Source organism: Streptomyces xanthochromogenes (assembly GCF_014650455.1).
Taxonomy (GTDB): Bacteria; Actinomycetota; Actinomycetes; order Streptomycetales; family Streptomycetaceae; genus Streptomyces; species Streptomyces xanthochromogenes.
Window position 1 is genome coordinate 260086 of record NZ_BMUZ01000007.1, and the last position, 26341, is coordinate 286426.

The window sequence follows — 26341 nt, forward strand, 5'->3', positions numbered from 1 at the left end:
CTCACTGGATGCCGAGGGACTCCTCCAGGTAGGCGAGGGCCGCGACGCCGTCCTCGGCGAAGAAGACCAGTTCGGTGAGGGGGACGGGCAGGAAGCCCTCGTCCTCCATGCGGCGGAACTGCTCCTTGAGGCCGTCGTAGAAGCCCGCGGTGTTGAGCAGGACGACCGGCTTGGTGGTCTTCCCGTGCTTCTTCAGCTCCAGGATCTCGGTGGCCTCGTCCAGGGTGCCGGTCCCGCCGACCATGATCACTACGGCGTCCGACTTGGCGAGCAGCAGCGCCTTGCGCTCGGCGAGGTCCTTGGCGATGACCATCTCGTCGGCGTTCTCGCGGGCCTTGGCGGCCAGGAAGTCGACCGAGACGCCGACGAGCCGGCCGCCCGCGTGCTGCACTCCGTCGGCGACGACCTTCATGAGACCGCTCTCGGACCCGCCCCACACCAGGGTGTGGCCGCCCTTGCCGAGCAGTTCGGCGAATTCACGGGCGGGGCGCGTGTAGCGCTCGTCGAGGTCGGCCGCGGAGAGGAAGACGCAAATGTTCATGGGGCAACGATACGAGGGGAAGAAGTGGGCCTTCCAGGACGCTGCACCTCGTATGACGACAGGACATCGCATCACCGTGGAGCGGGTCAGCGAGCACGTGCGGGTCGTGCGCGACGGGCAGGTGCTGGCCGAGAGCCGGCGTCCGCTGCTGCTGCGCGAGACCGGCCTTCCGGTCCGCTACTACCTTCCGCCCGAGGACGTCCGCACCGACCTCTTGACGCCGTCGGTCACGCACACCTATTGCCCGTTCAAGGGCACGGCCTCCTATTGGTCGCTGCCGGACGCGCCGGACCTGGTCTGGTACTACCCGGACCCGAAGGAGGACGTGGCCGAGATCAAGGACCACCTCTGCTTCTACGAAGTGGAGACCGTGAGCGCCTGACCGGCGCCGGACACCGCGACCCGGTCGGCGACCTTGAAGGTGCGCCGGTAGGTCACGGGTGAGACGCCGAGCACGGAACGCATGTGCTGGCGAAGCGAGTTGGCCGTGCCGAAGCCCGCCCGGTGGGCGACCAGGTCCACCGGCAGGTCGCTGGACTCCAGGAGCTGGCGGGCGACTTCGAGGCGCTGGGCGGTGAGCCACTGGCCCGGTGTCATGCCCGCCTCCTCCCGGAAGCGGCGTGTGAACGTCCGCAGGCTCATCCGGGCGTGGGCGGCCAACTCGCCCAGCGAGAGCGGCTCCTGGAGCCGTTCCAGGGCCCAGGCGCGGGTGCCGGCGGTGCCGGCGAGGGTCGGCTCGGGGACCGGGCGCTCGATGTACTGGGCCTGACCGCCGTCGCGGTAGGGCGGCACCACGCAGTGGCGGGCGGCCCGGTTGGCGACGGCGCTGCCGTGGTCGCGGCGCACGATGTGCAGGCACAGGTCGATCCCGGCCGCAGCTCCCGCCGAGGTCAGCACGTCTCCGTCGTCGACGAACAGGACGCCCGGGTCCAACCGGACGCTCGGGAAGGTGCGTTGGAAGGCGTCGGCGTCGCACCAGTGCGTGGTGGCGGGGCGCCCGTCAAGCAGCCCGGCGGCGGCCAGGACGTAGGAGGCCGTGCAGATGGACACCATGCGCGTGCCCGGCCGGATCCGTTCGAACGCCCGGGCCAAAGGCTCGGGCAGCGGGCCGCCGGAGGCGATGGCGCCGAGGTCGTGGGTCGGCGGGACCACCACGGTGTCGGCGGCGGCGAGCGCCTCGGGCCCGTGCTCCACCGCGACCGAGAACCCGGCCTCGGTGCGCACCGGCTCTCCGTCGACGGTGCAGACGGTCACTTCGTAGAGGGCCTCGCCCTCGGGGCCCCGGGCGCTGTCGAAGATCCGGGACGGGATGCCCAGCTCGAAGGAGACCACTCCGTCGAGGGCGAGCACCGCCACGCGGTGGACTTTCGGTCGTACGGCCATGGCCAGATTCTGTCACATCATGGCCAAACGGCCAGCACCACACGAGGCGCCCCGGGTGCAGGCTGGTCTCCGCTGGTGGCGCCCACCAGCGAAAACACCCCTCAAAGGATCAGACATGTCCCAGACCATGCGTGCCATCAGCTCCCCCCGGCTCGGCGGCCCCGAGGTACTCGCCGAGATCGACACCGAGCGTCCCGAGCCCGGCCCGACCGAGGTCCTGGTGCGCGTGCACGCCGCCGGCGTCAACCCGGCCGACTGGAAGATCCGCGAGCACGGCCCCTTCGGCCGGGAGACCACGCCGCCGATCCTCGGCTTCGACGTCTCCGGGACCGTCGAGGCGGTGGGCCTCGGCGTCACCCTGTACGAGGCCGGCGACGAGGTCTTCGGCATGCCGCTCTTCCCGCACCAGGCCGGCGCCTACGCCGAGTACGTCGCCGCCCCCGCCCGGCACTTCGTCCGCAAGCCCGCCGGGATCGACCACATCCAGGCCGCGGCGCTGCCCCTGGCCTCGCTCACCGCGTACCAGGCGCTCGTCGAGACGGCCCGGCTGTCCGCCGGACAGCGGGTGTTGATCCACGCCGCGGCGGGCGGTGTCGGCCACCTCGCCGTACAGATCGCCAAGGCGCGCGGGGCGTACGTCATCGGCACGGCCAGCGCCGGCAAGCACGACTTCCTGCGCGGGCTCGGCGTGGACGAGCTGATCGACTACACGGCGGTGGACTTCACCGAGGCGGTGCGGGAAGTGGACGTCGTCCTCGACCCCATCGGCGGCGAGTACGGCAGCCGCTCCCTGAAGGTGCTGCGCCAGGGCGGCACCCTGGTCTCGATCTCGTCCCCGGACGAGGACGCGCTGCGCCCGGAGGCGGCCGCCCTGGGCGTCCGGGCGGGCTTCACCCTGGTCGAGCCGGACCAGGCGGGCATGCGGGCGGTCGCGGCGCTGGTCGAGGAGGGCCGGCTGCGCGCCGAGATCGACTCGGTCTTCGACCTGTCCGACGCCGCGAAGGCGCACGCGTACGGCGAGCGCGGACGCACCCGGGGCAAGATCGTGCTCCGGGTCGCCGAGTAGCCGCCCGGCCCCCGGGGTCAGACGCGCGCGGCGGCCCGCTCGGTCGTCGCGATCGTCGCCGAGCCCACCACGCGCGTGCCGTCGTACAGCACGATCGCCTGGCCGGGGGCGACGCCGCGGACGGGCTCGGCGAAGCGCACCCGCAGCTCGCCGTCGACGAGCTCGGCGGTCACCTCGGTCTCGCCGCCGTGGGCGCGCAGCTGGGCGGTGTAGGTGCCGGGGCCGGCCGGGGCGGTGCCGCACCAGCGGGGCTTGATCGCGCCGAGGGCGGTGACGTCGAGGGCCTCGACGGGGCCGACGGTGACCGTGTTGTTCACCGGCGAGATGTCCAGGACGTAGCGGGGCTTGCCGTCGGCGGCCGGGTGGCCGATGCGCAGCCCCTTGCGCTGTCCGATGGTGAAGCCGAACGCGCCCTCGTGGCTGCCGATCTTGGTGCCGGACTCGTCGACGATGTCGCCCTCGGCCTTGCCCAGACGGTTCGCGAGGAAGCCCTGGGTGTCGCCGTCGGCGATGAAGCAGATGTCGTGACTGTCGGGCTTCTTGGCGACCGCCAGGCCCCGGCGCTCGGCCTCGGCGCGGATCTCGTCCTTGGTGGTCAGGGTGTCGCCGAGCGGGAACATGGCGTGGGCGAGCTGGCGCTCGTCGAGCACCCCGAGGACGTAGGACTGGTCCTTGGCCATGTCGGAGGCGCGGTGCAGCTCGCGGCTGCCGTCCTCGTTCAGGACGACGGTCGCGTAGTGGCCGGTGCACACGGCGTCGAAGCCGAGCGCGAGCGCCTTGTCGAGCAGCGCCGCGAACTTGATCTTCTCGTTGCAGCGCAGACACGGGTTGGGGGTGCGGCCCGCCTCGTACTCGGCGACGAAGTCCTCGACGACGTCCTCGCGGAAGCGTTCCGCCAGGTCCCAGACGTAGAAGGGGATGCCGATGACGTCCGCGGCACGGCGGGCGTCCCGGGAGTCCTCGATGGTGCAGCAGCCGCGGGCCCCGGTGCGGAAGGACTGCGGGTTCGCGGAGAGCGCCAGGTGCACGCCCGTGACGTCGTGGCCCGCCTCGGCGGCCCGGGCGGCGGCGACCGCGGAGTCCACTCCGCCGGACATGGCGGCGAGGACGCGCAGGGGACGCGGGGAGGTCATCGGCGAGGGCTGCGGCGAAGTCTGAGTCATAGCACTCGTAAGGGTACGTGGGATCGGGAACCCGGGGCGCGGGAGTATCCGTTGTGGATCTCAGAGGGGTCGGATCCGGGAGTCCACCGGCCCACGGGCTGCGGTGGGGCCACGGGGAGCGGTACGGGGAGTGACGGGGGCGGGCGTATGGCGACCAGCCGCAGAGGGCTGCTGATCGGGGGCGCGGTGGTGGCGCTCGGCACGATCGGATATCTCAACCAGCCGCACGCGCGGCCGCACAAGCCGCGCAAGGCCGGGGAGCTGGACTACGCGGGGGCCCAGTGGGTGGCGGCGGCCCAGCCGAACTGGCGGATGGCGGACCGGCCGGACGACTACGCGGTGGACCGGGTGGTGATCCATGTCGTGCAGGGCAGTTTCGACAGCGCGCTCAAGACCTTCCAGGACCCGGGGAACAAGGCCGCGGCGCACTACGTGGTGCGCGGGGACGGTCACATAGCGCAGACCGTACGGGAGCTGGACGTGGCCTTCCACGCGGGCAATCGGCAGTACAACGAGCGCAGCGTCGGCATAGAGCACGCGGGCTTCGTGGAGCAGGCCTCGTCCTTCACGGACGCCATGTACGCCTCGTCGGCGCGGCTCACGGCGGCGATCTGCGCCCGCTACCGAATAACCGTGGACCGGACGCACATCATCGGGCACGTGGAAGTGCCCGGCACCGATCACACCGACCCCGGCCCGCACTGGGACTGGCCGCGCTACATCAAGCTGGTCGGGGCGGCGGCCGGCCGGGCCTGAACCGCGCTTGGGCCTGCCACGCGCCCCGTGGCGGAGCCGTGCCACGGGCGGGGCCCTCGGCGCGGCCCCGGCTCAGACGAGGCCCGCGGTACGGGCCCGCTCCACGGCCGGCCCGATGGCACCGGCCACCGCGTCGACATCGGCCGCGGTTGAGGTGTGGCCGAGCGAGAAGCGCAGGGTGCCGCGGGCCAGGTCGGGATCGGTGCCGGTGGCGAGCAGGACGTGGCTGGGCTGGGCGACGCCCGCGGTGCAGGCGGAGCCGGTGGAGCACTCGATGCCTTGCGCGTCCAGCAGGAGCAGCAGGGAGTCGCCCTCGCAGCCGGGGAAGGTGAAGTGCGCGTTGGCGGGCAGACGGCCGGCCGGGTCTGGGTCGCCGCCGAGGATCGCGTCGGGCACGGCCTTGTGCACGGCCTCCACCAGCCGGTCGCGCAGCCCTCCGGTCTCCCGGGCGAACGTGCCGCGCCGTTCGGCGGCGATCCGCCCGGCGACCGCGAAGGCGGCGATGGCGGGGACGTCGAGGGTGCCGGAGCGTACGTGTCGCTCCTGGCCGCCGCCGTGCAGCACGGGGACGGGCGTGTACTCGCGGCCCAGCAACAGGGCGCCGATGCCGTAGGGGCCGCCGATCTTGTGGCCCGAGACGGTCATGGCGGCGAGTCCGGACGCGGCGAAGTCCACGTCCAGCTGGCCGAAGGCCTGCACCGCGTCGGCGTGCAGCGGAACCTCGAACTCCCTTGCCACTGCGGCGAGTTCGTTCACCGGCATGACGGTGCCGATCTCGTTGTTTGCCCACATGACGGTGGCCAGGGCGACGTCGTCGGGGTCGCGCTCGATGGCGGCGCGCAGCGCCTCGGGGTGCACCCGGCCGTGTGCGTCGACGGGCAGGTACTCGACGGTGGCGCCCTCGTGCTCGGCGAGCCAGTGCACCGCGTCGAGCACGGCATGGTGCTCGACGGGGCTGGCGAGCACCCGCACCCGGCGCGGGTCGGCGTCCCGGCGGGCCCAGTACAGGCCCTTGACGGCGAGGTTGTCGGCCTCGGTGCCGCCGGCCGTGAAGACGACCTCGCTGGGGCGCGCGCCGAGCGACTCGGCAAGGTCCTCGCGGGCCTCCTCGGCGGTGCGGCGGGCCCGCCGCCCGGCGGCGTGCAACGAGGACGCGTTCCCGGTGGCGGTCAGCTGGGCGGTCATCGCCCGGATCGCCTCCGGGAGCATCGGAGTGGTCGCGGCGTGGTCGAGGTAAGCCATGGTGGGCCCGATTCTACGAGCCGCGCGGGGCGGGCCGTGCCGCAGTTCCGGCCAGGACCGGCGCGGGGGCTCAGCCGTTGAGGCCCCAGGACACGGTGTGGTCGGCCATCATCAGGCCGGCGAGGACCGCGAGGTCGGCCACGCCCAGGGCCAGTCCGAGCAGCGCGCGGCCCCGGCGCTCGGTGCCGTAGAGCAGGGAGAGCGACGACAGGATGATGGCGATGGGGCCGAGGACGACGTTCATGACGAGCAGCCCGACCAGTCCGAGGACGAAGGCCGCGACGGCCATCCCGTCCCTGTCACGGTTGCGGGTACGGCGGCGGATCGCTGCGAGTTCCATGGTCAGCCCTTCCGGTGCGAGAGGCGTTCACGGGCGGCGAAGACCAGCAGCCAGACGCCGATGACACCGGCGACGGCCAGGGTGACCGGGAGCGGGAGGTGCGCCGCTGAGCCCAGCACGACCCCCAGCAGGAGGAGGGCTGCGACGAGGAAAAGCATGGGATCGATCCCTTTCTGTGGGGGACTTCCGGGCAGGAGGACAACTGTGGACGGACGGTTCCGTCGACAGATTTCCTCTACCGGCTCCGCCAACGAGCCTTGAGAGTACGACTGTTCACTGACTACTGAGTCTAGTGTTCCCAACTTCGGCGAACGCATGTTTACTGAGTGGTATGAGCCACACTCTCGGGATCCGGCAGGCCCAGAAGCAGAAGACCCGGCAGGCCCTCATGGACTCGGCGCTCCAGTTGCTGGAGCACCAGAGCCTGAGCAGCCTGGGGCTTCGTGAGGTCACCCGGGCGGTGGGGATGGCTCCGGCCGCGTTCTACCGGCACTTCACGGGAACGGCGGACCTGGGGGTGGCGCTGGTCGAGCAGGCGCTGGGTTCGCTCCACGACACGATCCGGGCGGCGATCGTCACGACGGGGTCGAGCGAGGAGCGGATCGACCGGGCGGTGGCGCTGATCGCCGCGCAGGTGCGTACGCACCCCGCGCATGTGCGCTTCATCGCCCGCGAGCGGCACGGTGGGGTCGCCCCGGTGCGCGAGGCGATCGGCGTCCAACTGCGCGCCTTCGGTGACGAGGTGGCGGAGGCGCTCGGGGCCGACCCCGAGTCGGCGGGGTGGCCGCCGGAGGATGTGCGGATGCTGGCGGGGGTGTACGTCGACCACATGGTGATGACGGCGTCGGCGTTGCTGGAGGGCGACGAGGGGTCCGAGGAAGCGGTCCTGGCCACGGCCAGGGCCCAGCTCCGCCTGGTGACCCTGGGCCGCCACCACTGGCTGGACTAGCCCCGCCCCGGCCCCTTGGGGGCTCCGCCCCCCAAGCCCGCCCTCGCCCGCCCACCGCCCGTGGCCGGCCGCACAGTTCCCCGCGCCCCCTAAAACCGACTTCGTCCGCGAAACGTAGGGGCCGTTCGCGCAGTCCCCCGCGCCCCTTGGCGGTACTGCCGCCCGCCCGCACCGACATCTTCAGCCCGCCCCGCTGATCGGCGCTGGCCAATGCAGGCATCCTCAGCCCGTCCGGCGTTCGAGGACGAGCGCCCTTCAGGCGCGAACGGGGTCTGGGGCGGAGTCCCAGGGGCCGGGAGCAACCAACCCCGGGTCACGGGCGGGAGGGCGGGCAAGCCCGCCTCCGGGGTCAGCCCCGCGGCGCCCGCGCCAGCTGGCGGGACTGGGCGACCAGGCGGTCCGCCGAGTCCCAGACCTCCGCGTCCTCCTCCAGAAAACCCCCCGCCAGGTTCCGCGTGGTGATGGACACCCGCAGGGGCCCCGGTGCCGGCCGGCACCGAATGTGCGTGGTCAGCTCGACCGTGGGCGTCCAGCCCTTGAGGCCCAGCTCGAAGGAGGTCGGCGGCAACGCGTCCACCGTGAGCAGCAGCGAGATCGGATCGGCGTCGCGCCCGTCGGCGAGCCCGAACCACGCCCGCATCTCGCCCTTCCCGGACGGCGCCCCCACGGCCCAGCCCAGCGTCGTCGGGTCGAGCTTGAGCATCAGCCGGTCGGTGATGGCGGAGCTGCCCGGGATCGGCGGACGGCTGCCGTCGGGGGCGTCCGCCGCGCCGATGCAGTGCGACAGCGGCGGCATCGCGGGCGGCTTCGCCGTGGTGCGCACGTCGTCGCTGAGCGCGCCGAGGTCCCCGTACGAGGCGAGGACCCGGATGCGCTCGACCTCTGCGCCGCTCTCGTCGTACTGGAAGAGCGAGGCCTGGCCCGTGGAGAGCGTCCGGCCGGTGCGGACCACCTGGGTGCGGATGACCGCGGGCCCCGGCACGGACGGCGTGAGGTAGTGCGCGGAGACGGTGAACGGGTCCGGGTGCGGCAGCGCGTCGCCGAGCGCCCGGCCGAGCAGGGCGAGCAAGTAGCCGCCGTTGACGGCGTGGATGATGGTCCAGCCCGCGGAGAGCTCCGCGTCGTACACCCCCGCTTCCCGCAGGGAGACCGCGGTGTCGCGGTCGAACTCGCTGTCCCCGATCGCGGCGGGGAGTACCGGTGACGATGCCTGTGCCATGGGCAGCACCGTACACCGATAAATTACTGAGCGGTAGCTTTTTCCATGGCCCCGCGCTCCCCCGGACCCCTCACGCCTCCTCCAGCGTCGAACTGCGCCGGTTCCAGGCGCGCGGTGCCCGCCAGTGGTACTTCAGCGCGGCGATGCGCAGCAGGAACGCCGTGACCACCGCGAGCCCGCTGGTCCCGGCGGTCAGGATGTCGAAGCGGATGAACAGCACGATCATCGTGGAGCCGACGATCGCGGGCACCGCGTACAGGTCGCGGTCCCAACGCAGCAGCGAGGGAACCTCGTTGGCGAGGACGTCGCGCAGCACACCGCCGCCCACCGCCGTCGCGAGGCCCAGCGCCGCCGACGAGGTGAGACCGAGCCCGTAGTCGTACGCCTTGGTGGTGCCGCTGACGCAGAACAGGCCGAGCCCGGCCGCGTCGAAGACGTTGACCGCGGTCTGGGTGCGCTCGACCTCGGGGTGCAGGAAGAAGACCAGCACCGCGGCGAGCAGCGGCGTCACGAAGTACCCCAGGTCCGTGAACGCGGCCGGCGGTACGGCCCCGATGATGAGGTCGCGGAACAGCCCTCCGCCCAGCGCGGTGACCTCGGCGAGCACCGCGATGCCGAACACGTCGAAGTTCTTGCGCACGGCGAGCAGGGCGCCGGAGATCGCGAAGACGAAGATCCCGACGAGGTCCAGCGCATGCTGGACGGAGGGACTGAACAGTGAGTGAAGCACCCCGCATTTTTACTCATCGCGGGGCGCTCCTCGGCACACCCCGGACTCAGAGCGCGGGCTTGCCCGTGTCGTACACCCACTTCTGGAAGAGGCTGTCGAGCGACTTGCCCGAGACCTTCTCGGCCAGCTTGATGAAGTCCTCGGTGTCGGCGTTGTGGTAGCGGTGGGCCTTGGTCCAGGCCGGGAGCAGCTTGAAGAAGGCCTGGTCACCGATCTTCTCGCGGAGCGCCTGGAGCATCATCGCGCCGCGTTCGTAGACCGCGTCCGAGAACATCGTGTCGCGCTGAGGGTCGGCGACCTCGATCTTCCAGAAGTCGTCGTCCGCGGGGATGGAGTTGTAGGCGGCGATGAAGGAGTCGTGGGCGCTCCTCGTGCCGCGGTGTTCGGCCCAGAGCCACTGCGCGTAGGTCGCGAAGCCCTCGTTGAGCCAGATGTCGTCCCAGTGGGCGACGGAGACGGAGTCGCCGAACCACTGGTGGGCGAGCTCGTGGACGATCGTCGACTCGCTCCGCACGGCCGAGTAGCTGGGCTTGGACTGGGTCTCCAGGGAGAACCCGGCCTGCGGCATGTCGTCGACGACCGCGCCGGTCACCTCGAAGGGATAGGGGCCGAAGAGCTTGGACCAGTAGTCGGTGGCTTCGGCGGTCACCGCGTACACGTCGACCTTGTTCTGGTTGGCGAGGACCGGGTCGATGGCCACGTAGATGGGGGTGCCGCCGGGCGTCCGGCCCGTTTTCACGTCGAACTTGCCTATGGAGGCGGTCGCCAGATAGGTCGCCATCGGCTTGGACTCGCGCCAGTGGTAGTACGAGCGGTTTCCGCGGTCGTGGGATTCCACCAGGCGGCCGTTGGAGACACCGGTGAGGCCCTTGGGGGCGTCGATGCGGATGTCGTACGTCGCCTTGTCGGAGGGGTGGTCGCTGGAGGGGAACCAGGTGGAGGCGGCATTGGGCTCGCAGGCCACGAAGACGCCGTCCTTGGTCTTCATCCAGCCGTAGTCGGAGCCGAAGACGATGGGCCCGTTGAGCGGCTGCGGCACTCCGCCGTAGACGACGGTGACCTCGAACTCCTCGCCCTTGCTGAGGCGGTGGCGCGGAGTGATGACGATCTCGTCACCGCTTCTGTTGAAGTCGGCGGGCCTGCCGTTCACCCGGATCGAGTCGACGGTGAGCTTCTGGAGGTCGAGGTCGAAGCGGGAGAGGTTCTGGGTGGCGCGCGCGGTCACGGTGGTGCGCCCGTCCAGGCGCCCCGAATCGGGGTTGTAGCTGACGCCCAGGTCGTAATGGAGGGCGTCGAAACCGCCGTTGCCCATCTCGGGGAAGTACGGGTCCCCGATGCCCGGGGCGCCGGGTGAGGCGGCGGGCGCGGCGGCGATGGTGAGCCCGGCGGCCACCGCGGTGGCGAGGGAGAGCCAGCGGGAGGTACGACGTACCGAACGGGAGAGTGCCATGAGTCTGCCCTTCGAACGCATGCCGTTGTTACGGACACGCAGACTCTGCACTCTCCCGCTTCGGCATGGACATGACTTTGCCGAACTGTCATGGCCTACTTGTCGGTTGACTCCTGAGCGGTGTCGTCCGGTCCGGTTCCGCCCTCGCCGTCCACGGCCTCGGCCGGTTCAGCCTTGGCCGGCTCGGACTTGGCCTGGGCAGCGGCAGGCTCGGACTTGGCCGGCTCGGACTTGGCCGGCTCGGACTTGGCCGGCTCGGGCTTGGCCGGCTCGGGCTTGGCCTGGGCAGCGGCAGGCTCGGCGGGTGCGGTCGCCTCCGCGGCGGTCACCGCCTCCTGGGCCGCCTCGGAACCCGCGGCCGCCTCGGGCTCCGCCGACTCCTCGGCCACGCTCTCGCCGATCGTCACGACCTCGATCGACTCCCGGGCCTCCGGCAGGATCGCCTCGCCGGGTGCCTGGTCCGGCGCGTTCTCCGGGTGGTGGCAGGCGACGCGCTGGCCGGGCTTGAGCTCCACCAGCACGGGCTCCTGCGTCTTGCAGACCTCGGTCGCCTTCCAGCACCGGGTGTGGAACCGGCAGCCGCTCGGCGGCGAGATCGGCGAGGGGACGTCGCCCTTGAGCAGGATGCGCTCGCTCTTCACCCCGCGCCGCTTGGGGTCCGGCACCGGCACCGCGGACATCAGGGCCTTGGTGTACGGGTGCATCGGCGCCGAGTACAACGACTTGCGGTCGGCCAACTCCACGATCTTGCCGAGGTACATGACCGCGATCCGGTCCGACACGTGCCGGATGACCGACAGGTCGTGCGCGATGATCACGTACGTCAGTCCGAGCTCCTGCTGGAGGTCGTCCAGCAGGTTGACCACCTGCGCCTGGATCGACACGTCGAGCGCCGAGACCGGCTCGTCCGCGACGACCAGCTTCGGGTTGAGCGCGAGCGCACGGGCGATGCCGATGCGCTGGCGCTGGCCGCCGGAGAACTCGTGCGGATAGCGGTTGTAGTGCTCGGGGTTGAGACCCACGACCTCCAGGAGGCGCTGGACCTCCTTCTTGATCCCGCCCTCGGGGTTGACGCCCTGCAGCTTGAAGGGGGCGGAGATGATGCCGCCGACCGTGTGCCGCGGGTTCAGTGAGGAGTACGGGTCCTGGAAGATCATCTGTACGTCGCGGCGCATCGGCCGCATGCCGCGCACCCCGAGGTGGGTGATGTCGCGGCCCTCGAACTCGACGCTGCCGCCGGTCGGTTCGAGCAGCCGGGTGATGAGCCGGCCCATCGTCGACTTGCCGCAGCCGGACTCGCCGACCACGCCGAGCGTCTCGCCCGAGCGGACGTCGAAGTCGATGCCGTCGACGGCCTTGACCGAGCCGGTCTGCCGCTTGAGCAGACCGCTGCGGATCGGGAAGTGCTTCTGCAGACCGCTGACCTTGAGCAGCACCTCGCCGGGAGCGGCTGCCTTGTTGAGCACGCTCTTGCCGGCCGCGCCCTTGCCCTGGGCGGGAATCGTCACGTCGTTGTCCGTCACGCCTTTGTCCTCGCTCACAGCTTGGGCGCAATCTCTTCGGTCCAGATGCGCTCCCGCTCGTCCGGCGTCATGTGGCAGGCGGCCCAGTGGCCGCTCCCGCCGTCGCTCAGCTCGGGGCGTACGGTCCTGGTGATGTTGTCCTTGGGCACATCGGCGTACGGGCAGCGCGGGTTGAAGGCGCAGCCGGACGGGATGTTGATCAGGGACGGCGGGGAGCCCTTCACCGGGATGAGACGCTCGGTCTCCTCCCGGTCGATGCGCGGCATCGAGCCGAGCAGGCCCCAGGTGTAGGGGTGGCGGGGCTCGTAGAAGACCTTCTCGGCGGGGCCGCGCTCCACGCAGCGGCCGCCGTACATCACCAGGATGTCGTCGGCGAGCTCGGCGACGACGCCCAGGTCGTGGGTGATGATGATGACCGCGGAGCCGAACTCCTTCTGCAGGTCCCGGATCAGGTCGAGGATCTGCGCCTGGACGGTGACGTCCAGGGCGGTCGTCGGCTCGTCCGCGATCAGCAGATCGGGGTTGTTCACCAGGGACATCGCGATCATCGCGCGCTGGCGCATGCCGCCGGAGAACTCGTGCGGATAGGAGTCCACGCGCTTGTCGGGCTGCGGGATGCCGACCCGGTCGAGCATCTCGATCGCCCGGACGCGGGCGGTCTTCTTGTCGACGTCGTGGTGGACCCGGTACGCCTCGACGATCTGCTTGCCGATGGTGAAGTACGGGTGCAGCGCGGACAGCGGGTCCTGGAAGATCATCGCCATGTCGCGGCCGCGCAGCTTGCGCACGTCGTCCGGGTCGGCGGAGAGCAGCTCCTTGCCGTTGAGCCAGATCTCGCCGGATATCTGCGCCTTGCGCTTGCCGTACTGGCCGGCCGTGTGCAGGCCCATGATGCCCATCGAGGTGACGGACTTTCCGGAGCCGGACTCGCCCACGATGCCGAGGGTCTTGCCCTTCTCCAGGGAGAAGCTCAGTCCGTCGACCGACTTGACCAGGCCGTCGTCGGTCGGGAAGTGCACCTTCAGGTCGCGTACGTCGAGGAAGGCGTCCGAGGGCCGCTCACCCGCGACCGGCTCGCCGACCGCGGCGCCGGTCTTGTTCAGGTCGGTCATGCGAGCCTCACTCGGGGGTCGATCACGGCGTACAGGAGGTCCACGACGAGGTTCGCGAAGATCACCGCCGCCGAGGTGATCAGCGTGACGCCGAGGATCACCGGAAGGTCGCGCTCACCGATCGCGCGGAGCACCGCCTGGCCGAGGCCCGGGATGCTGTAGGTGGTCTCGGTGAGGATCGCGCCGCCGATGAGGGCGCCGATGTCCATGCCGAGCACCGTGAGGATCGGCGCCATGGTGGAGCGCATGGCGTGCTTGCCGATGACGGTGGATTCGCTCAGGCCCTTGGCCCGGGCGGTTCTGACGTAGTCCTCGCCCATCACTTCGAGCATGGTCGCTCTCGTGAGCCGGGCGTACATCGCCGCCTGGAGGAAGGCGAGTGTGATCCAGGGCAGCAGCAGTCCGCTGAACCATCCGCCCGGTGAATCACTGAAGGAGACGTACTGGCCGTCGATCCAGTGCAGTCCGTACGTGAAGATCGCCAGCGAGAGCAGACCGGTGAAGTAGATCGGCAGCGAGACGCCCGCGAGGGCCACGGTCATCGAGAAGCGGTCCCACAGCGAGCCGCGCTTGAGGGCGGAGACCACGCCGGTGAGCACACCGAAGATGACCCACAGGATGGCCGCGCCGATGACCAGCGACAGCGTGACCGGGAAGCGCTCCTTGAGCACCGGCCAGATGGCCTGCTCGTTGCGGAACGAGTAGCCGAAGCACGGGGCGTCGCAGTGGATCGTCGAGCCGCCGCCGGTGTAGTCGCGGCCGGCCAGGATGCCCTTCACGAAGTCGAAGAGCTGGACGAAGATCGGGTCGCCGAGACCCAGCTTCTCGCGGACCGCTTCGAGCGCGGCGGCGTCGGACTGCTTGCCGACGTACATCGTGGCCGGGTCGACGCCCGTCCACTTGGGGATCAGGAAGAAGATGCCGAACGTCACGAGCATGACGATCAGCAGCATCACGATGGCGGCGAAAAACCGCCTGATGAGATATGCGAGCACTGCTCTCGGCCCGGCGGCGGGCCGGGGGCACCGGATTGCGGTACCCCCGACCCGTCACGCGACGGCCTTCACCTGCCCTTCGTGCCTAGCGGCGGGTGCGCCGGCGGAGCGATTGGACGACGGTCACTTCTCGACGCCGAGCGAGGCGTAGTCGTAGAAACCGTTGTTGTTGGTCGTCGTGTAGACGTTGGTGAGCCGGGAGCTGCGCCACTTGACGTTCTTCTCGAAGACGAACGGCAGGTAGACGGCGTGCTCGGAGACCTTCTGGTTGATCTGCTTGTAGATGCCGGCCGCCTCTTCGGGGGTGTTCGCCGCGATGGCGTCGTCGAAGAGCTTGTCGATCGCCGGGTCCTTCAGCATCGAGTAGTTGTTGTTGCCGTTCGACAGGATGAACTTGGAGTCGACCAGCGGGAGCAGGAAGCCCTGGCCGGACGCGAAGTCCGGGCCCCAGCCCATGATGATGATTCCGTAGTTCTTCTTCTTGACGACCTCGGGGTTGCCGATGATGCCGGTCGTCTGCGAACCGTCGTACTGGTCGATGTCGGCCTTGATGTTGACCTTGGCGAGCGCGGCCTGCATCGACTGGGCGGTGGCGACCTCGGCCGGCTTGTTGTTGCGGACCGCGATGGTGGTCGAGAAGCCGCCCGGCTTGCCGCAGGCGGCGAGCTCTTCCTTGGCCTTGGCGACGTTCGCGGCGCCGTCGTTCTGGGTCACGCCGTACGGGTCGTACGCCGGGTCCGAACCGCTGATGATCGGCGGCAGCATGTTGGTGGCGATGTCACCGCCGGCCTGCGGGCCGCCACGGGCGGTCTGCAGGGACTTGTGGTCCGAGCCGTAGATGACGGCCTTGCGGCAGTGCTCGTTGTCGAACGGGGCGACCGTCTGCGGGAAGACCGCGTAACGGATGTAGCCGGTGTCCGGGTTGTCGACGTTGCCCTTGGCCGTCTGGAGCGCCTTGGTGCGGCCGGCCGGGCTGAGGCCGGTGCCGTTGAGGTCGACGTCGTAGTCACCGTTGATCAGACGGCTGTCCATGTCGTCGGCGCTGGTCAGCAGCGTGAGGCTGATCTTGTCCGGCAGGGCCTTGCGGGCGGTGTCCGTCTTCGGATCCCACTGGTCGTTGCGGACCAGGACCATGGACTTGTTGGGCTCGTAGGACTGCCACTTGTACGGGCCGAGCGAGAACGGCTTCAGGCCGTACTTCGACTGGGTGTCCTTGTCCTGGCGGACCGGGGTGCCCGAGGGCATGGCCAGCATCTGCTGGAAGTCGACGTTGGGCGCCGGGAGCTTGAAGACGATGGTCTTGTCGTCCGGCGTCTCGATCGCCTTCAGGCCCAGCTTGTCGGCGGAGGTGTCCTTGTAGGGACCCTTGTACTCACCGGTGGGGTCGAGGGCTTCCTTGAGGTAGACCGGGCCGCCGGAGATGACGTCCTGCGCCCAGATGCGCTCGATGCCGTACTTGACGTCCTTGGAGGTGACGGGCTTGCCGTCCTCCCACTTGACGCCGTCCTTCAGGTGGTACGTGTACGTCTTCTTGTCCGCCGAGACGTCCGCGAGCCCGGTCGCGATGTCCGGGACGAGCGTCTCGCTGTCCTTGCCCGGGGCGGGCTTGTAGGTGATCAGCGTGCGCGTGTAGTAGCGCGCGTAGTCCCACATGAAGCCGTAGTAACCGCGCTGCGGGTCCCAGGAGTCGGCGTCCTGGGTGCCGACGAACTTGAGCTCCCCGCCCTTCTTCGTCGACGCGTTCGCCAGCTTGCTGTTGGCGGCGTTGAACCCGGGGGCCTTGCCCTTGGAGTCGTTGCCGCCGCCCCCGCCGCAGGCAGCGGTGGACAGCAGAGCCGCAACGACGATGGCGGCGCCGGCGACCGTCTTTCGCCTTGATGAACCTAGGGTTGTCACGATCTCGCTTCCTCCGTTGTGGGCGTTTTGGGTGTCGCGGCCCGTGCGGTGCGCCGGGCCGGAGTATGTGAAGTCCCGCATCAGCGGGAGCCCTTCGGGTCGAAGGCGTCGCGGACGCCGTCGCCGAAGAGGTTGAACGCCATCACGGTGATGAAGATCGCCAGACCCGGGATGATCATGAACATCGGATCGGACTGGTAGGTCGCGATCGCGGTCGAGAGCATCTGCCCCCAGGAGGCCGTGGGCGGCTTGACGCCCGCTCCCAGGAAGCTGAGTGCCGCCTCGGTGAGGATGTTCGTGGGGATCATCAGCGTCATGTAGACGGTGATCGGCGCGATGAGGTTGGGCAGCAGCTCCCGGAACAGGATGTAGCCGCGGCCCGCGCCGAGACTGCGCGCCGCCTCGACGTACTCGCGCTCGCGCAGCGACAGCGTCTGGCCGCGCACGATGCGTCCGACGTACGGCCACCCGAAGAAGCCGATCACCAGGATCATCACGAGCAGCCGGACCCCGGTGCCGTTGAGGCCGAAGAGCTGGTTGGGGACCACGGAGATCAGCGCGATGATGAAGAGCAGCTGCGGGAAGGAGAGCAGCATGTCCATCACGCGGCTGATGATGGCGTCGAGCCAGCCGCCGAAGTATCCGGCGATCACGCCGAGGACGGTGCCGACCAGGACCGCGAAGACGGCCGCGAGGAAGCCCACGAGCAGCGAGATGCGCGCGCCGTAGACGATCCGGCTGAACACGTCGCGGCCGTTGACCGGCTCAACACCCAGCAGGAAGTGCGAGTTGATGCCGCCCCAGCTGCCCACCGGGGTCGAGAGCAGCGGGTCGATCTGGTCCTCGTGGAAGTCGTCCGGCGGGTGCCCGAACGCGTCGACGATCAACGGAGCGAAGATCGCGACGAGGACCAGGAACACGACAACGATGCCACCGGTGAGGGCGAGCTTGTCCTTCTTCAGCCGGTTCCAGGCGATGCGGCCCAGCGAACGTCCCTCGACCGCTCTGGTCTCGCCGCTCGGCGTGACACTGATGTCCGCGGTCGGGTCCGCGTCGGCGGGTGTGTCGTGCAATGGTGCCGTCATCGTGGCAAGGACCCCTCTCAACCGGCGGTGACCGGCCCGCACTTGCCGCTGTAGCGGCGCGTTCCCATCAGCAGTGCGAGCGGGGGGCGACACCGGGCAGCGGGTCGAGCTGCTCGCACAAGGGCCCGAACGGCCCTGCATGCCGGGAGTCTTCAATGGCGTCGCGATCACCCGCCAGACCTGGCGGCGAATGTATGCGTAAACGTGATGCGGAAAGAGGGTTTCCGTTATGCGGACGCAGGTGAACCAGGGGCGGACATGCGGAAGTTGGGGCGCAAGCGACGCGCTGGACCATTGCGGCGTTCGCCCCATCAGAACGGACATTCCCCTTACGCGTGAGGGGAGTTGGCACGGTCTGTCCCGGTTGGGGCGCCGGACGGGACACACCCCCGTACGCGGGGCGGCCCCGGCACGCGGGTCAGTACGTGCGGGGCGTCAGTACGTGCGCGGGGCGGCCCCGGCACGCGGATCAGTACGTGCGGGGGGCAGTACGTGCCGGGGGAGTCAGTACGTGCGCGGGGCGGCCGGCGGGTAGCCGTAGCCGGGCCCGCCGGGGGCCGGGGCGGCGTGCGCCTCACGGTCGTAGAAGGGCCGCGTGGCGGCCTTCAGCCACATGCCGACCGGGTCGTACTCGTCCGACATCGCGACGGTGGAGACGGCGAGGCCGTCCGGCACCGCAGGGATGGACTGCTGCATCATCGCCCGCACCGCGTCCACCGACTGCGGACCGGTGTCGTAGAGGTCGAGCCCGATCGCCAGGTACGGCGTGCCGAGCGCGGGCTGCACCCAGGCGCGGCGCAGCGAGCGCACGGCCGGGGTGCGGTGCGCGTGCTGCGCGAGCAGGGCGTAGAACTGCGGGATCTCCACGGCCGGTTCGGACAGCCGCAGCGGCCCCGCGGGCATCCGGTCGAGGCCGGTGGCGATCCGGCGCAGATCCGTCCAGGGAATGCCGACGCCGCCGCCGGGGGCGTGCGGATTGAGCCAGATCCCGTAGCGGTCGGGGTAGAGCGAGCGGGCGATGTCGAGGGCGCCGGTCACTTCGTGATCCCGGTTCCAGCCGCTGGCGGACAGCTCCTGCACGGAGGTGACACAGGGCGCGTAGGAGACGCCGTCGACCTCCATGTTCCCGTACTGCGCATCCGGGGAGCCCGGCCGGCCGTTCCACAGCAGCATCCAGATCCGGCCGGATGCGGGGTCCGCGAGCGCGTGGAGCAGCGCCTCGTACACGTCGTAGCGCCCGGGGGTCACCTGGCGCAGCATGTGCTCGACCTGCCCGGCCGCCGCGGTGCCTGACGCGCTCACCCTGGGTCCCGCCCCTCTTCGATCCACCGTGCCGACGCCTGCGCCGCCCCGCAGCCCCGGGCACACGCGTGCGGCTGCGGGGGTGCAAGGGTCATGAAACCAGGTTAAGCCGCCGTACAGACACCGCCATGACCCGGCGGGACCTGCCGCGACGCACCCGGTGGTTGCTACTGGGCCCGTGCGTAGAAGGGCCGTACCCGCTCGCGCATCCAGGTGGCGACCGGATCCTGGGTCACGTCGAGCAGGACCAGATTGACCGGCCATCCGACCGGGACCCGGCCGAGCGCCCGGCCGAGCGCCTCCATGGGGGCGCCGCGCCCCGCCCCGTCCCAGGTGGCGAACTCCACGCCGATGAAGAGCGTGGGCGACTCGCCCTCGATGGAGGCGAGCGCGCGGCGGGCGCTGAGCACCACGCCGATCGCCTCGAACTCCTCGGCCGCGACGGCCAGGAAGTCGACCGGCTCCTCCTGCCAGTCCGGCTCGAAGAGCCGCACCCGCGCGCCCGACGCGGGCCCGTCGAGCGCGGTGAGTCCGGTGCGGCACAGTTCGGCGACGGCGGGCGGAGGCAGCGGCATGCCCACCGCGCCCTCGGGGTTGACGACGATGCCGAGCTGCGGCGGCAGCCCGCGCGCGAACTCGACGGCGGGGGCGACGGCGAACGACATGTGGGAGCCGACACAGCGCAGGAACTGCTGCTCGGAGCTGTACACCGGCACGTAGGGGGAGCCGTCGAGCTCCATGGTGGGCAGGTCGAGGTCCCTGCTGTCCTGGCTGCCGCCGTTGGGCAGCGGCACCCATACGGGGTTGCGGCCGAGCACCTCTATGAGGCGGGGGCCCGCGTCGGGCTGCCCGACGGCCGCGGACAGGACCTCTTCGAGCTCGTTGCCGGGCCATCCCCCGCCGCCGTGCGGATGCGCGAACGCCTGCTCCGGAAAGTTCATGTGCCGTCCTTCTCCCCCGACTGCTGTCGTGCCCCTCGACCCTAGCGCCGCCGACGCGCGCCGCGGAAAGGGTGCCGGGAATGGGCCCGGCGCACGCCATGCGGCGCTACTTCGTGAAGCCGATGCGGTGCAGTACCGACGCCGACTCGCGGTCGAGCAGCACCGCGCTCGCGCAGCCGGTCGGCAGCCGTCCGGCCTCCACCTGGGCTATGAGGCGGCGGGCCGCGCCGCGGTGCCGGGCGAACGCGTACCTCGACACCCAGCGGCCCCGGGCGGCCTGGCCCTCCAGGGCGGTGCCGGGCGCCACGTCGAGCACGACCAGGCGCAGCGCGCGCCCCCGGCGCCGGGCGCCCCGGCCCAGCCAGTGCCGCACCCAGGCCTGCGTCCCGCAGTCGTGCACGACGAGGCTGTCGCCGGAGCGCAGCGCCCACCAGGTCCTGGCGAAGTGCGCGGTGCGGGTGAGCGGGCGGTAGAGGGCGTACGGGATGCCGGGGAGTCGGCGCTGCCAGGCGAGGCGGGTGTCCTGGGAGTCGATGCGGCGGTCGGTGACGGTGCGGCGCATCAGTGTCGTCTTGCCGCTTCCGGGCAGACCCGACACCACCACGACGTCCCCCGCGTCGAAGAGCAGCTCGGGCGGGGTGCTCCCGGGCCGCCCGCGCAGGTCCCGCACCGCCTCGCTCATCACCGGGCGCGGCGGCCGGTCCCGCGCCGCCCGCCCCGGCCCTTCCGCCTCGGGCGCCTCCCGCGTCCGGCCCGTTCCGTGTCCAACCGTCATGGCACTCCCCCCTGTTCGGATTCCCGGACCCCTGCCCTGGAAGTGTAAAGAGACGGTAATAGGGCTCAAGCGATTTGCCGCTTCCGGGATGCGTGCAATGATGTGCGCGCCAACTGCATACCGGCCGTTCGAATCCGCGCGGGAGAGTCCTCAGCAGCTGTGAGCTGGGGCGCCGAAGGAGCAAGTTCCTCCCTTGAATCTCTCAGGCCCCGTACCGCGCGGACGAGGCAGATCTGAAAAGCGGACCGTCCCCTGCCGGACGGTCCCACCCAAGGTGCAAGCCGTGCCGCGCAGCGCGCGACGGTGAACCTCTCAGGTTCCGATGACAGATGGGGAGGATGTCCTCGACCGTCATGCCCCGGGACCTTGGAGCAACATCCATGAGCAACGCCCCCCGTCTGACCTCCCTCGATGCCCTGCATCGTTCGCTGGGCGCCACGATGACCGACTTCGCGGGCTGGGACATGCCGCTGCGGTACGGGAGCGAGCGCGACGAGCACAACGCCGTGCGCACCCGCGCCGGGCTCTTCGACCTGTCCCACATGGGCGAGATCACCGTCACCGGCCCCGAGGCCATGAAGGCGCTGAACTACGCGCTGGTCGGCAACATCGCCACCATCGGCCTCGGCCGCGCCCGGTACACGATGATCTGCCAGGAGGACGGCGGGATCGTCGACGACCTGATCGTCTACCGCCTGGGCGAGACCGAGGCCCCCGAATACCTGGTCGTCGCCAACGCGGGCAACGCGCAGATCGTGCTCGACGCGATCACCGAGCGCGCGGCCGGCTTCGACGCCGAGGTCCGCGACGACCGGGACGCCTACGCGCTCATCGCGGTGCAGGGCCCCGAGTCCCCCGGCATCCTGAAGTCCGTCACCGATGCCGACCTCGACGGCCTGAAGTACTACGCCGGTCTGCCCGGCACGGTCGCCGGTGTGCCCGCGCTGATCGCCCGCACCGGCTACACCGGTGAGGACGGCTTCGAGCTGTTCGTGGCGCCGGAGCACGCCGAGCGGCTGTGGCGGGCGCTGACCGAGGCCGGCCAGGACGCGGGCCTCGTGCCGTGCGGCCTGTCCTGCCGCGACACGCTGCGCCTGGAGGCGGGCATGCCGCTGTACGGGCACGAGCTGACGACCGCGCTCACGCCGTTCGACGCGGGGCTCGGCCGGGTCGTGAAGTTCGAGAAGGACGGCGACTTCGTCGGCCGCAAGGCGCTGGAGGCCGCCGCCGAGAAGGCCGAGGCCAACCCGCCGCGCAAGCTGGTCGGCCTGATCGCCGAGGGGCGCCGGGTGCCGCGCGCCGGGTTCTCGGTGGTGGCCGGCGGCGAGGTCGTCGGCGAGGTCACCTCGGGCGCCCCCTCCCCGACGCTCGGCAAGCCGATCGCGATCGCATACGTGGACGCCGCGCACGCCGCGCCCGGCACCGAAGGTGTCGGCATCGACATCCGCGGCACGCACGAGGCGTACGAGGTCGTCGCGCTGCCCTTCTACAAGCGCCAGAAGTGACGAGCGCCTCCGTCCGGCAGCCCCTTTCCCGTCCCGCCGTCCGAGACACTCGTCCAGACCCCGTCACCAGCACTCCCCCGCGTACAGGAGAATTCAGGTCATGAGCAACCCGCAGCAGCTTCGCTACAGCAAGGAGCACGAGTGGCTGTCGAGCGCCGAGGACGGCGTCTCGACGGTCGGCATCACGGAGCACGCGGCCAACGCGCTCGGTGACGTGGTGTACGTCCAGCTCCCCGAGGTGGGTGACACGGTGACCGCGGGCGAGACCTGCGGCGAGCTGGAGTCCACCAAGTCGGTCAGCGACCTGTACTCCCCGGTCACCGGCGAGGTCGTCGCCGCCAACCAGGACGTCGTGGACGACCCCTCGCTCGTCAACTCGGCCCCGTTCGAGGGCGGTTGGCTGTTCAAGGTGAAGGTCACGGACGAGCCGGGCGACCTGCTCTCCGCCGACGAGTACACCGACTTCGCCAGCTGACCCAGGCCACTGGGACAAGGGATTCAAGGGATCGTCTGATGTCGCTTCTGAACCAGCCCCTCCACGAGCTGGACCCGGACGTCGCCGCCGCCGTCGACGCCGAGCTCCACCGCCAGCAGTCCACCCTCGAGATGATCGCCTCGGAGAACTTCGCTCCGGTCGCGGTCATGGAGGCCCAGGGCTCGGTCCTCACCAACAAGTACGCCGAGGGCTACCCGGGCCGCCGCTACTACGGCGGCTGCGAGCACGTCGACGTGGTCGAGCAGATCGCGATCGACCGCATCAAGGCGCTGTTCGGCGCCGAGGCCGCCAACGTGCAGCCGCACTCGGGCGCCCAGGCCAACGCGGCCGCGATGTTCGCGCTGCTGAAGCCGGGCGACACGATCATGGGTCTGAACCTGGCCCACGGCGGTCACCTGACCCACGGCATGAAGATCAACTTCTCCGGCAAGCTCTACAACGTGGTCCCGTACCACGTCGACGAGACCGGCGAGGTCGACATGGCCGAGGTCGAGCGCCTGGCCAAGGAGTCCAAGCCGAAGCTGATCGTGGCCGGCTGGTCCGCGTACCCGCGCCAGCTGGACTTCGCCGCCTTCCGCCGCATCGCGGACGAGGTCGGTGCGTACCTGATGGTCGACATGGCCCACTTCGCGGGCCTGGTCGCCGCGGGTCTGCACCCCAACCCGGTGCCGCACGCCCACGTCGTGACCACCACCACGCACAAGACCCTCGGCGGTCCGCGCGGCGGTGTCATCCTGTCGACGCAGGAGCTCGCCAAGAAGATCAACTCGGCGGTCTTCCCGGGCCAGCAGGGCGGTCCCCTGGAGCACGTCATCGCGGCGAAGGCGGTGTCGTTCAAGGTCGCGGCCTCGCCCGAGTTCAAGGAGCGCCAGCAGCGCACCCTGGACGGCGCCCGGATTCTGGCCGAGCGCCTGGTCCAGGACGACGTGCGGGCCGTCGGCGTCGACGTCCTGACCGGCGGCACCGATGTGCACCTGGTCCTGGTGGACCTGCGCAACTCGGAGCTGGACGGCCAGCAGGCCGAGGACCGCCTCCACGAGGTCGGCATCACGGTCAACCGGAACGCCATCCCGAACGACCCGCGGCCGCCGATGGTGACCTCGGGCCTGCGGATCGGCACCCCGGCGCTCGCCACCCGCGGCTTCGGCGACGACGACTTCCGTGAGGTCGCCGACATCATCGCCGAGGCCCTGAAGCCGGACTTCGACCAGGACGCCCTGGCCGCCCGGGTGTCCGCTCTGGCCGCGAAGCACCCCCTGTACCCCGGCCTGAAGTAGTTTCGTACGCTTTCGTTCTCGGTTCATTCCGTACGAAGCCCCGGGGCACCGCGCACACTGGGTAGTGAGCGCGGTGCCCCATCCCATGCTGTGCCAGCTTTGCTCTGCGATACCCCGGCAGACAACGGCGTCTACCAACCCCCACAAGGAGTCTCCCGTGGCCATCTCGGTCTTCGACCTGTTCTCGATCGGCATCGGCCCGTCCAGCTCCCACACCGTCGGCCCGATGCGCGCGGCCCGGATGTTCGCCGCGCGGCTCAAGAACGAGGGCCTCATCGCCCACACCGCGCGGATACGGTCCGAGCTGTACGGCTCGCTCGGCGCGACCGGCCACGGCCACGGCACCCCGAAGGCGGTGCTGCTCGGCCTGGAGGGCGCGTCCCCGCGCACGGTCGACGTGGAGAACGCCGACGCGCGGGTGGAGAAGATCAAGGACTCCGGGCGGCTCAACGTCCTCGGCATGCACGAGATCGGCTTCGCCTACGACGACGACCTGGTCCTGCACCGCCGCAAGGCGCTGCCCTACCACGCCAACGGCATGACGGTCTTCGCGTACGACGTCGACGGCGCGCTGCTCCTGGAGAAGACGTACTACTCGGTCGGCGGCGGCTTCGTCGTCGACGAGGACGCCGTGGCCGGCGAGAACCCGATCGTGCCGGACGACACCGTCCTGCGGCACCCCTTCCGCACCGGCGACGAGCTGCTCCGCCTCGCGCAGGACACGGGCCTCTCCATCTCCGCGCTGATGCTGGAGAACGAGAAGGCGTGGCGCACCGAGGACGAGATCCGCTCCGGGCTCCTCGACATCTGGCGGGTCATGCAGGCCTGTGTCTCGCGCGGCATGTCCCGCGAGGGCATCCTGCCCGGCGGCCTCAAGGTCCGCCGCCGCGCCGCCAACACCGCCCGCCTGCTGCGCGCCGAGGGCAACCCCGAGGCGCACGCCATGGAGTGGGCGACGCTGTACGCGATGGCGGTCAACGAGGAGAACGCGGCGGGCGGCCGGGTCGTGACCGCGCCCACCAACGGCGCCGCGGGCATCATCCCGGCGGTCCTGCACTACTACATGAACTTCGTGCCCGGAGCCGATGAGGACGGCATCGTCCGCTTCCTGCTCGCCGCCGGCGCGATCGGCATGCTGTTCAAGGAGAACGCCTCGATCTCCGGCGCCGAGGTCGGCTGCCAGGGGGAGGTCGGCTCCGCCTGCTCGATGGCGGCGGGCGCGCTCGCCGAGGTGCTCGGCGGCACCCCCGAGCAGGTCGAGAACGCGGCCGAGATCGGCATGGAGCACAACCTGGGCCTGACCTGCGACCCGGTCGGCGGCCTGGTCCAGATCCCGTGCATCGAGCGCAACGGCATGGCCGCGGTGAAGGCCGTCACCGCCGCCAAGATGGCGATGCGTGGTGACGGCAGCCACAAGGTGTCCCTGGACAAGGTCATCAAGACGATGAAGGAGACGGGGGCCGACATGAGCGTCAAGTACAAGGAGACGGCCCGCGGCGGCCTCGCCGTCAACATCATCGAGTGCTGAGCCGGTCTCCCGGCTCCGCTCAGGCGGAGTGCGCCGCCGGGCGCTCCTTGGGGGCCGCCGCCAGGGCCTCGGTGACCTCCGCCGTGTTGCCGCGCAGGCCGTAGACGGGGGTGGCGGGCTGCTGGCGCCAGGAGTCGTCGATGCCGCCCGCGTCCACGGTGTCGAAGCCCAGCTCGTCGACGAGCTCGCGGACCAGTTGCTTGGCGGCCGCGTCGTCCCCGGCGACGGGCACGGCGACCCGGTCGGGGGCGCCCTTGGGGCGCGGCCGGTCCAGGAGGTCCTGCGCGTACGTGCCGTTGAAGACCTTGATCACCGGATGGCCGATGTGCTGCTCGGTCCAGCGGCTCTCGGGGAGGCCGTCCTCGATCGCGTCGATCCGGCCGTCGCGCTCCTTCGGGTAGTAGTTCCCGGTGTCGATGACGGCGAGGCCGTCGGCGGCCTTGTCGAACAGGCCCTTGGGCAGGGCGGGCACGTTCTTCAGCGGGATGGTGACCACGACGACCTGGGCGCCGTCGGCCGCCTCCGCGACGGTGACCGGGGTCGCGCCCGTCTCCTCCGCGAGGGCGGAAAGGGTGTGCGGGCCACGGGAGTTGGCGATGGACACCTGGTGGCCGAGCGCGGTGAGACGGCGGGTCAGGTTGCCGCCGATGTTGCCCGCGCCGATGATGCCGATCTTCATGAGCTGGCCTTCCGGAGTTGGTGCGTTGACACGCTCCGAGAACCCACGGCCACTGCGGGTTATTCCGGCCCGGCACCGGTGGCGCTCCGCCCAGGCGGTTCCGCGCCACCGGCACCGATCGGGGTCACTTGTTCAGGGACGCCCAGAACTCCTCGAAGGAGAGCTTGCCGTCGCCGTTGGCGTCCTTGGCCCTGATGATGGCCTGGGCCACGGTCTCGGTGACGTGGAAGTCGCCCAGCTGCGCCATGACCGCCTTGTACTCGCTCGCGGTGACGCGTCCGTCACCATCGACGTCGAGCTTCGCGAACGCCTTGCGCGCCTCTTCGATGTCCGCCACTGGGTCCACCCCTTTGTTGGTGCTACTGCTTGGTGCTTTTCTGACGCCGGT

27 protein-coding genes and 1 riboswitch are annotated in these 26341 nt (G+C 70.5%); of the genes, 8 read left to right on the forward strand and 19 right to left on the reverse strand.

Features of this window, described 5'->3' with window-relative positions; translation table 11 throughout:
- Position 1: 1 nt before the first annotated feature.
- On the reverse strand, positions 2-541 hold the full coding sequence (locus tag IE267_RS20160; RefSeq protein WP_161250083.1) for an LOG family protein: 540 nt from the start codon (positions 539-541) through the stop codon (positions 2-4).
- Between the two features lie 52 nt (positions 542-593).
- On the opposite strand from IE267_RS20160, the gene IE267_RS20165 reads away from it, so the two are divergent.
- Positions 594-923 (forward strand): DUF427 domain-containing protein, encoded by a 330-nt coding sequence (locus IE267_RS20165; protein WP_167156721.1) that lies wholly within the window; start codon positions 594-596, stop codon positions 921-923.
- Here the strand turns inward: IE267_RS20165 and IE267_RS20170 are convergent.
- On the reverse strand, positions 896-1924 hold the full coding sequence (locus IE267_RS20170; RefSeq protein WP_189764160.1) for a GlxA family transcriptional regulator: 1029 nt from the start codon (positions 1922-1924) through the stop codon (positions 896-898). The two genes, IE267_RS20165 and IE267_RS20170, sit on opposite strands and share 28 nt — an antisense overlap.
- 115 nt (positions 1925-2039) lie before the next feature.
- Between IE267_RS20170 and IE267_RS20175 the strand changes: the two genes are divergently transcribed.
- Complete coding sequence (locus IE267_RS20175; protein ID WP_161250077.1) at positions 2040-2990, forward strand: NADP-dependent oxidoreductase; 951 nt, start codon at positions 2040-2042, stop codon at positions 2988-2990.
- A 17-nt stretch (positions 2991-3007) separates the two neighbouring features.
- On the opposite strand, the gene mnmA is transcribed toward IE267_RS20175, so the two are convergent.
- Positions 3008-4153 carry a tRNA 2-thiouridine(34) synthase MnmA gene (mnmA, locus tag IE267_RS20180; protein WP_229861336.1) on the reverse strand — a complete coding sequence of 382 codons (1146 nt, stop codon included), beginning with the start codon at positions 4151-4153 and terminating at the stop codon, positions 3008-3010.
- A gap of 147 nt (positions 4154-4300) precedes the next feature.
- Here mnmA and IE267_RS20185 point away from each other — a divergent pair, with 147 nt between their 5' ends.
- Positions 4301-4909 carry an N-acetylmuramoyl-L-alanine amidase gene (locus IE267_RS20185; protein WP_167156725.1) on the forward strand — a complete coding sequence of 203 codons (609 nt, stop codon included), beginning with the start codon at positions 4301-4303 and terminating at the stop codon, positions 4907-4909.
- Positions 4910-4981: 72 nt separating this feature from the next.
- Here IE267_RS20185 and IE267_RS20190 read toward each other — a convergent pair whose 3' ends face one another.
- From IE267_RS20190 to IE267_RS20200, 3 genes are all read right to left on the reverse strand, one after another.
- Positions 4982-6151 (reverse strand): cysteine desulfurase family protein, encoded by a 1170-nt coding sequence (locus IE267_RS20190; protein WP_189764161.1) that lies wholly within the window; start codon positions 6149-6151, stop codon positions 4982-4984.
- A gap of 70 nt (positions 6152-6221) precedes the next feature.
- Positions 6222-6491: a DUF4190 domain-containing protein gene (locus IE267_RS20195; protein ID WP_167156729.1), complete on the reverse strand. Its 270-nt coding sequence runs from the start codon at positions 6489-6491 to the stop codon at positions 6222-6224.
- A 2-nt stretch (positions 6492-6493) separates the two neighbouring features.
- On the reverse strand, positions 6494-6649 hold the full coding sequence (locus IE267_RS20200) for a hypothetical protein (RefSeq protein ID WP_162952519.1): 156 nt from the start codon (positions 6647-6649) through the stop codon (positions 6494-6496).
- Positions 6650-6822: 173 nt separating this feature from the next.
- Between IE267_RS20200 and IE267_RS20205 the strand changes: the two genes are divergently transcribed.
- A complete protein-coding gene (locus IE267_RS20205) occupies positions 6823-7440 on the forward strand; it encodes a TetR family transcriptional regulator (RefSeq protein WP_167156731.1) in 618 nt (205 codons plus the stop codon).
- 349 nt (positions 7441-7789) lie between these two features.
- On the opposite strand, the gene IE267_RS20210 is transcribed toward IE267_RS20205, so the two are convergent.
- The 11 genes from IE267_RS20210 to IE267_RS20260 all read right to left on the reverse strand — a co-directional run bounded on the left by IE267_RS20210 (position 7790) and on the right by IE267_RS20260 (position 20468).
- The gene (locus tag IE267_RS20210) at positions 7790-8659 is read right to left on the reverse strand and encodes a thioesterase family protein (protein ID WP_167156734.1); all 870 of its coding nucleotides are present in this window, start codon (positions 8657-8659) and stop codon (positions 7790-7792) included.
- 70 nt (positions 8660-8729) lie between these two features.
- The gene (locus tag IE267_RS20215; RefSeq protein WP_100577557.1) at positions 8730-9389 is read right to left on the reverse strand and encodes a trimeric intracellular cation channel family protein; all 660 of its coding nucleotides are present in this window, start codon (positions 9387-9389) and stop codon (positions 8730-8732) included.
- A 46-nt stretch (positions 9390-9435) separates the two neighbouring features.
- On the reverse strand, positions 9436-10839 hold the full coding sequence (locus IE267_RS20220; protein WP_189764162.1) for a M1 family metallopeptidase: 1404 nt from the start codon (positions 10837-10839) through the stop codon (positions 9436-9438).
- 95 nt (positions 10840-10934) lie between these two features.
- Positions 10935-12347, reverse strand: a complete 1413-nt coding sequence (locus IE267_RS20225; RefSeq protein ID WP_189764234.1) for an ABC transporter ATP-binding protein — start codon at positions 12345-12347, stop codon at positions 10935-10937.
- A gap of 29 nt (positions 12348-12376) precedes the next feature.
- Positions 12377-13474, reverse strand: a complete 1098-nt coding sequence (locus IE267_RS20230) for an ABC transporter ATP-binding protein (protein ID WP_167156738.1) — start codon at positions 13472-13474, stop codon at positions 12377-12379.
- A complete protein-coding gene (locus tag IE267_RS20235) occupies positions 13471-14469 on the reverse strand; it encodes an ABC transporter permease (RefSeq protein WP_161251945.1) in 999 nt (332 codons plus the stop codon). Before IE267_RS20235 ends, IE267_RS20230 begins: the two co-directional genes overlap by 4 nt.
- Positions 14470-14592: 123 nt before the next feature.
- Entirely contained in the window at positions 14593-16365 is a 1773-nt protein-coding gene (locus IE267_RS20240; protein WP_229861337.1) for an ABC transporter substrate-binding protein, read from the reverse strand.
- A gap of 80 nt (positions 16366-16445) precedes the next feature.
- Positions 16446-17450, reverse strand: coding sequence for an ABC transporter permease (locus tag IE267_RS20245; RefSeq protein ID WP_161251948.1), 1005 nt, complete (start codon positions 17448-17450; stop codon positions 16446-16448).
- 504 nt (positions 17451-17954) lie between these two features.
- Positions 17955-18752 (reverse strand): enhanced serine sensitivity protein SseB C-terminal domain-containing protein, encoded by a 798-nt coding sequence (locus tag IE267_RS20250; RefSeq protein ID WP_189764164.1) that lies wholly within the window; start codon positions 18750-18752, stop codon positions 17955-17957.
- Positions 18753-18919: 167 nt separating this feature from the next.
- Positions 18920-19693, reverse strand: a complete 774-nt coding sequence (locus IE267_RS20255; protein WP_189764165.1) for an enhanced serine sensitivity protein SseB — start codon at positions 19691-19693, stop codon at positions 18920-18922.
- Positions 19694-19799: 106 nt separating this feature from the next.
- Positions 19800-20468: an AAA family ATPase gene (locus IE267_RS20260; protein ID WP_189764166.1), complete on the reverse strand. Its 669-nt coding sequence runs from the start codon at positions 20466-20468 to the stop codon at positions 19800-19802.
- 129 nt (positions 20469-20597) lie between these two features.
- Positions 20598-20695, forward strand: a riboswitch (glycine riboswitch).
- A 153-nt stretch (positions 20696-20848) separates the two neighbouring features.
- On the opposite strand from IE267_RS20260, the gene gcvT reads away from it, so the two are divergent.
- The 4 genes from gcvT to IE267_RS20280 all read left to right on the forward strand — a co-directional run bounded on the left by gcvT (position 20849) and on the right by IE267_RS20280 (position 25274).
- On the forward strand, positions 20849-21973 hold the full coding sequence (gene gcvT / locus IE267_RS20265) for a glycine cleavage system aminomethyltransferase GcvT (protein WP_167156748.1): 1125 nt from the start codon (positions 20849-20851) through the stop codon (positions 21971-21973).
- Between the two features lie 100 nt (positions 21974-22073).
- A complete protein-coding gene (gcvH, locus tag IE267_RS20270) occupies positions 22074-22448 on the forward strand; it encodes a glycine cleavage system protein GcvH (RefSeq protein ID WP_161251959.1) in 375 nt (124 codons plus the stop codon).
- Positions 22449-22486: 38 nt separating this feature from the next.
- The gene (gene glyA, locus IE267_RS20275) at positions 22487-23746 is read left to right on the forward strand and encodes a serine hydroxymethyltransferase (protein WP_161251961.1); all 1260 of its coding nucleotides are present in this window, start codon (positions 22487-22489) and stop codon (positions 23744-23746) included.
- 157 nt (positions 23747-23903) lie between these two features.
- The gene (locus IE267_RS20280; protein ID WP_161251963.1) at positions 23904-25274 is read left to right on the forward strand and encodes an L-serine ammonia-lyase; all 1371 of its coding nucleotides are present in this window, start codon (positions 23904-23906) and stop codon (positions 25272-25274) included.
- 19 nt (positions 25275-25293) lie between these two features.
- Here the strand turns inward: IE267_RS20280 and IE267_RS20285 are convergent, their stop codons facing one another.
- Together IE267_RS20285 and IE267_RS20290 are read right to left on the reverse strand one after the other, a co-directional pair.
- Positions 25294-26016 (reverse strand): NADPH-dependent F420 reductase, encoded by a 723-nt coding sequence (locus tag IE267_RS20285; protein ID WP_268251565.1) that lies wholly within the window; start codon positions 26014-26016, stop codon positions 25294-25296.
- 61 nt (positions 26017-26077) lie between these two features.
- Positions 26078-26290, reverse strand: coding sequence for an EF-hand domain-containing protein (locus IE267_RS20290; protein ID WP_161251968.1), 213 nt, complete (start codon positions 26288-26290; stop codon positions 26078-26080).
- Positions 26291-26341: the final 51 nt, after the last annotated feature.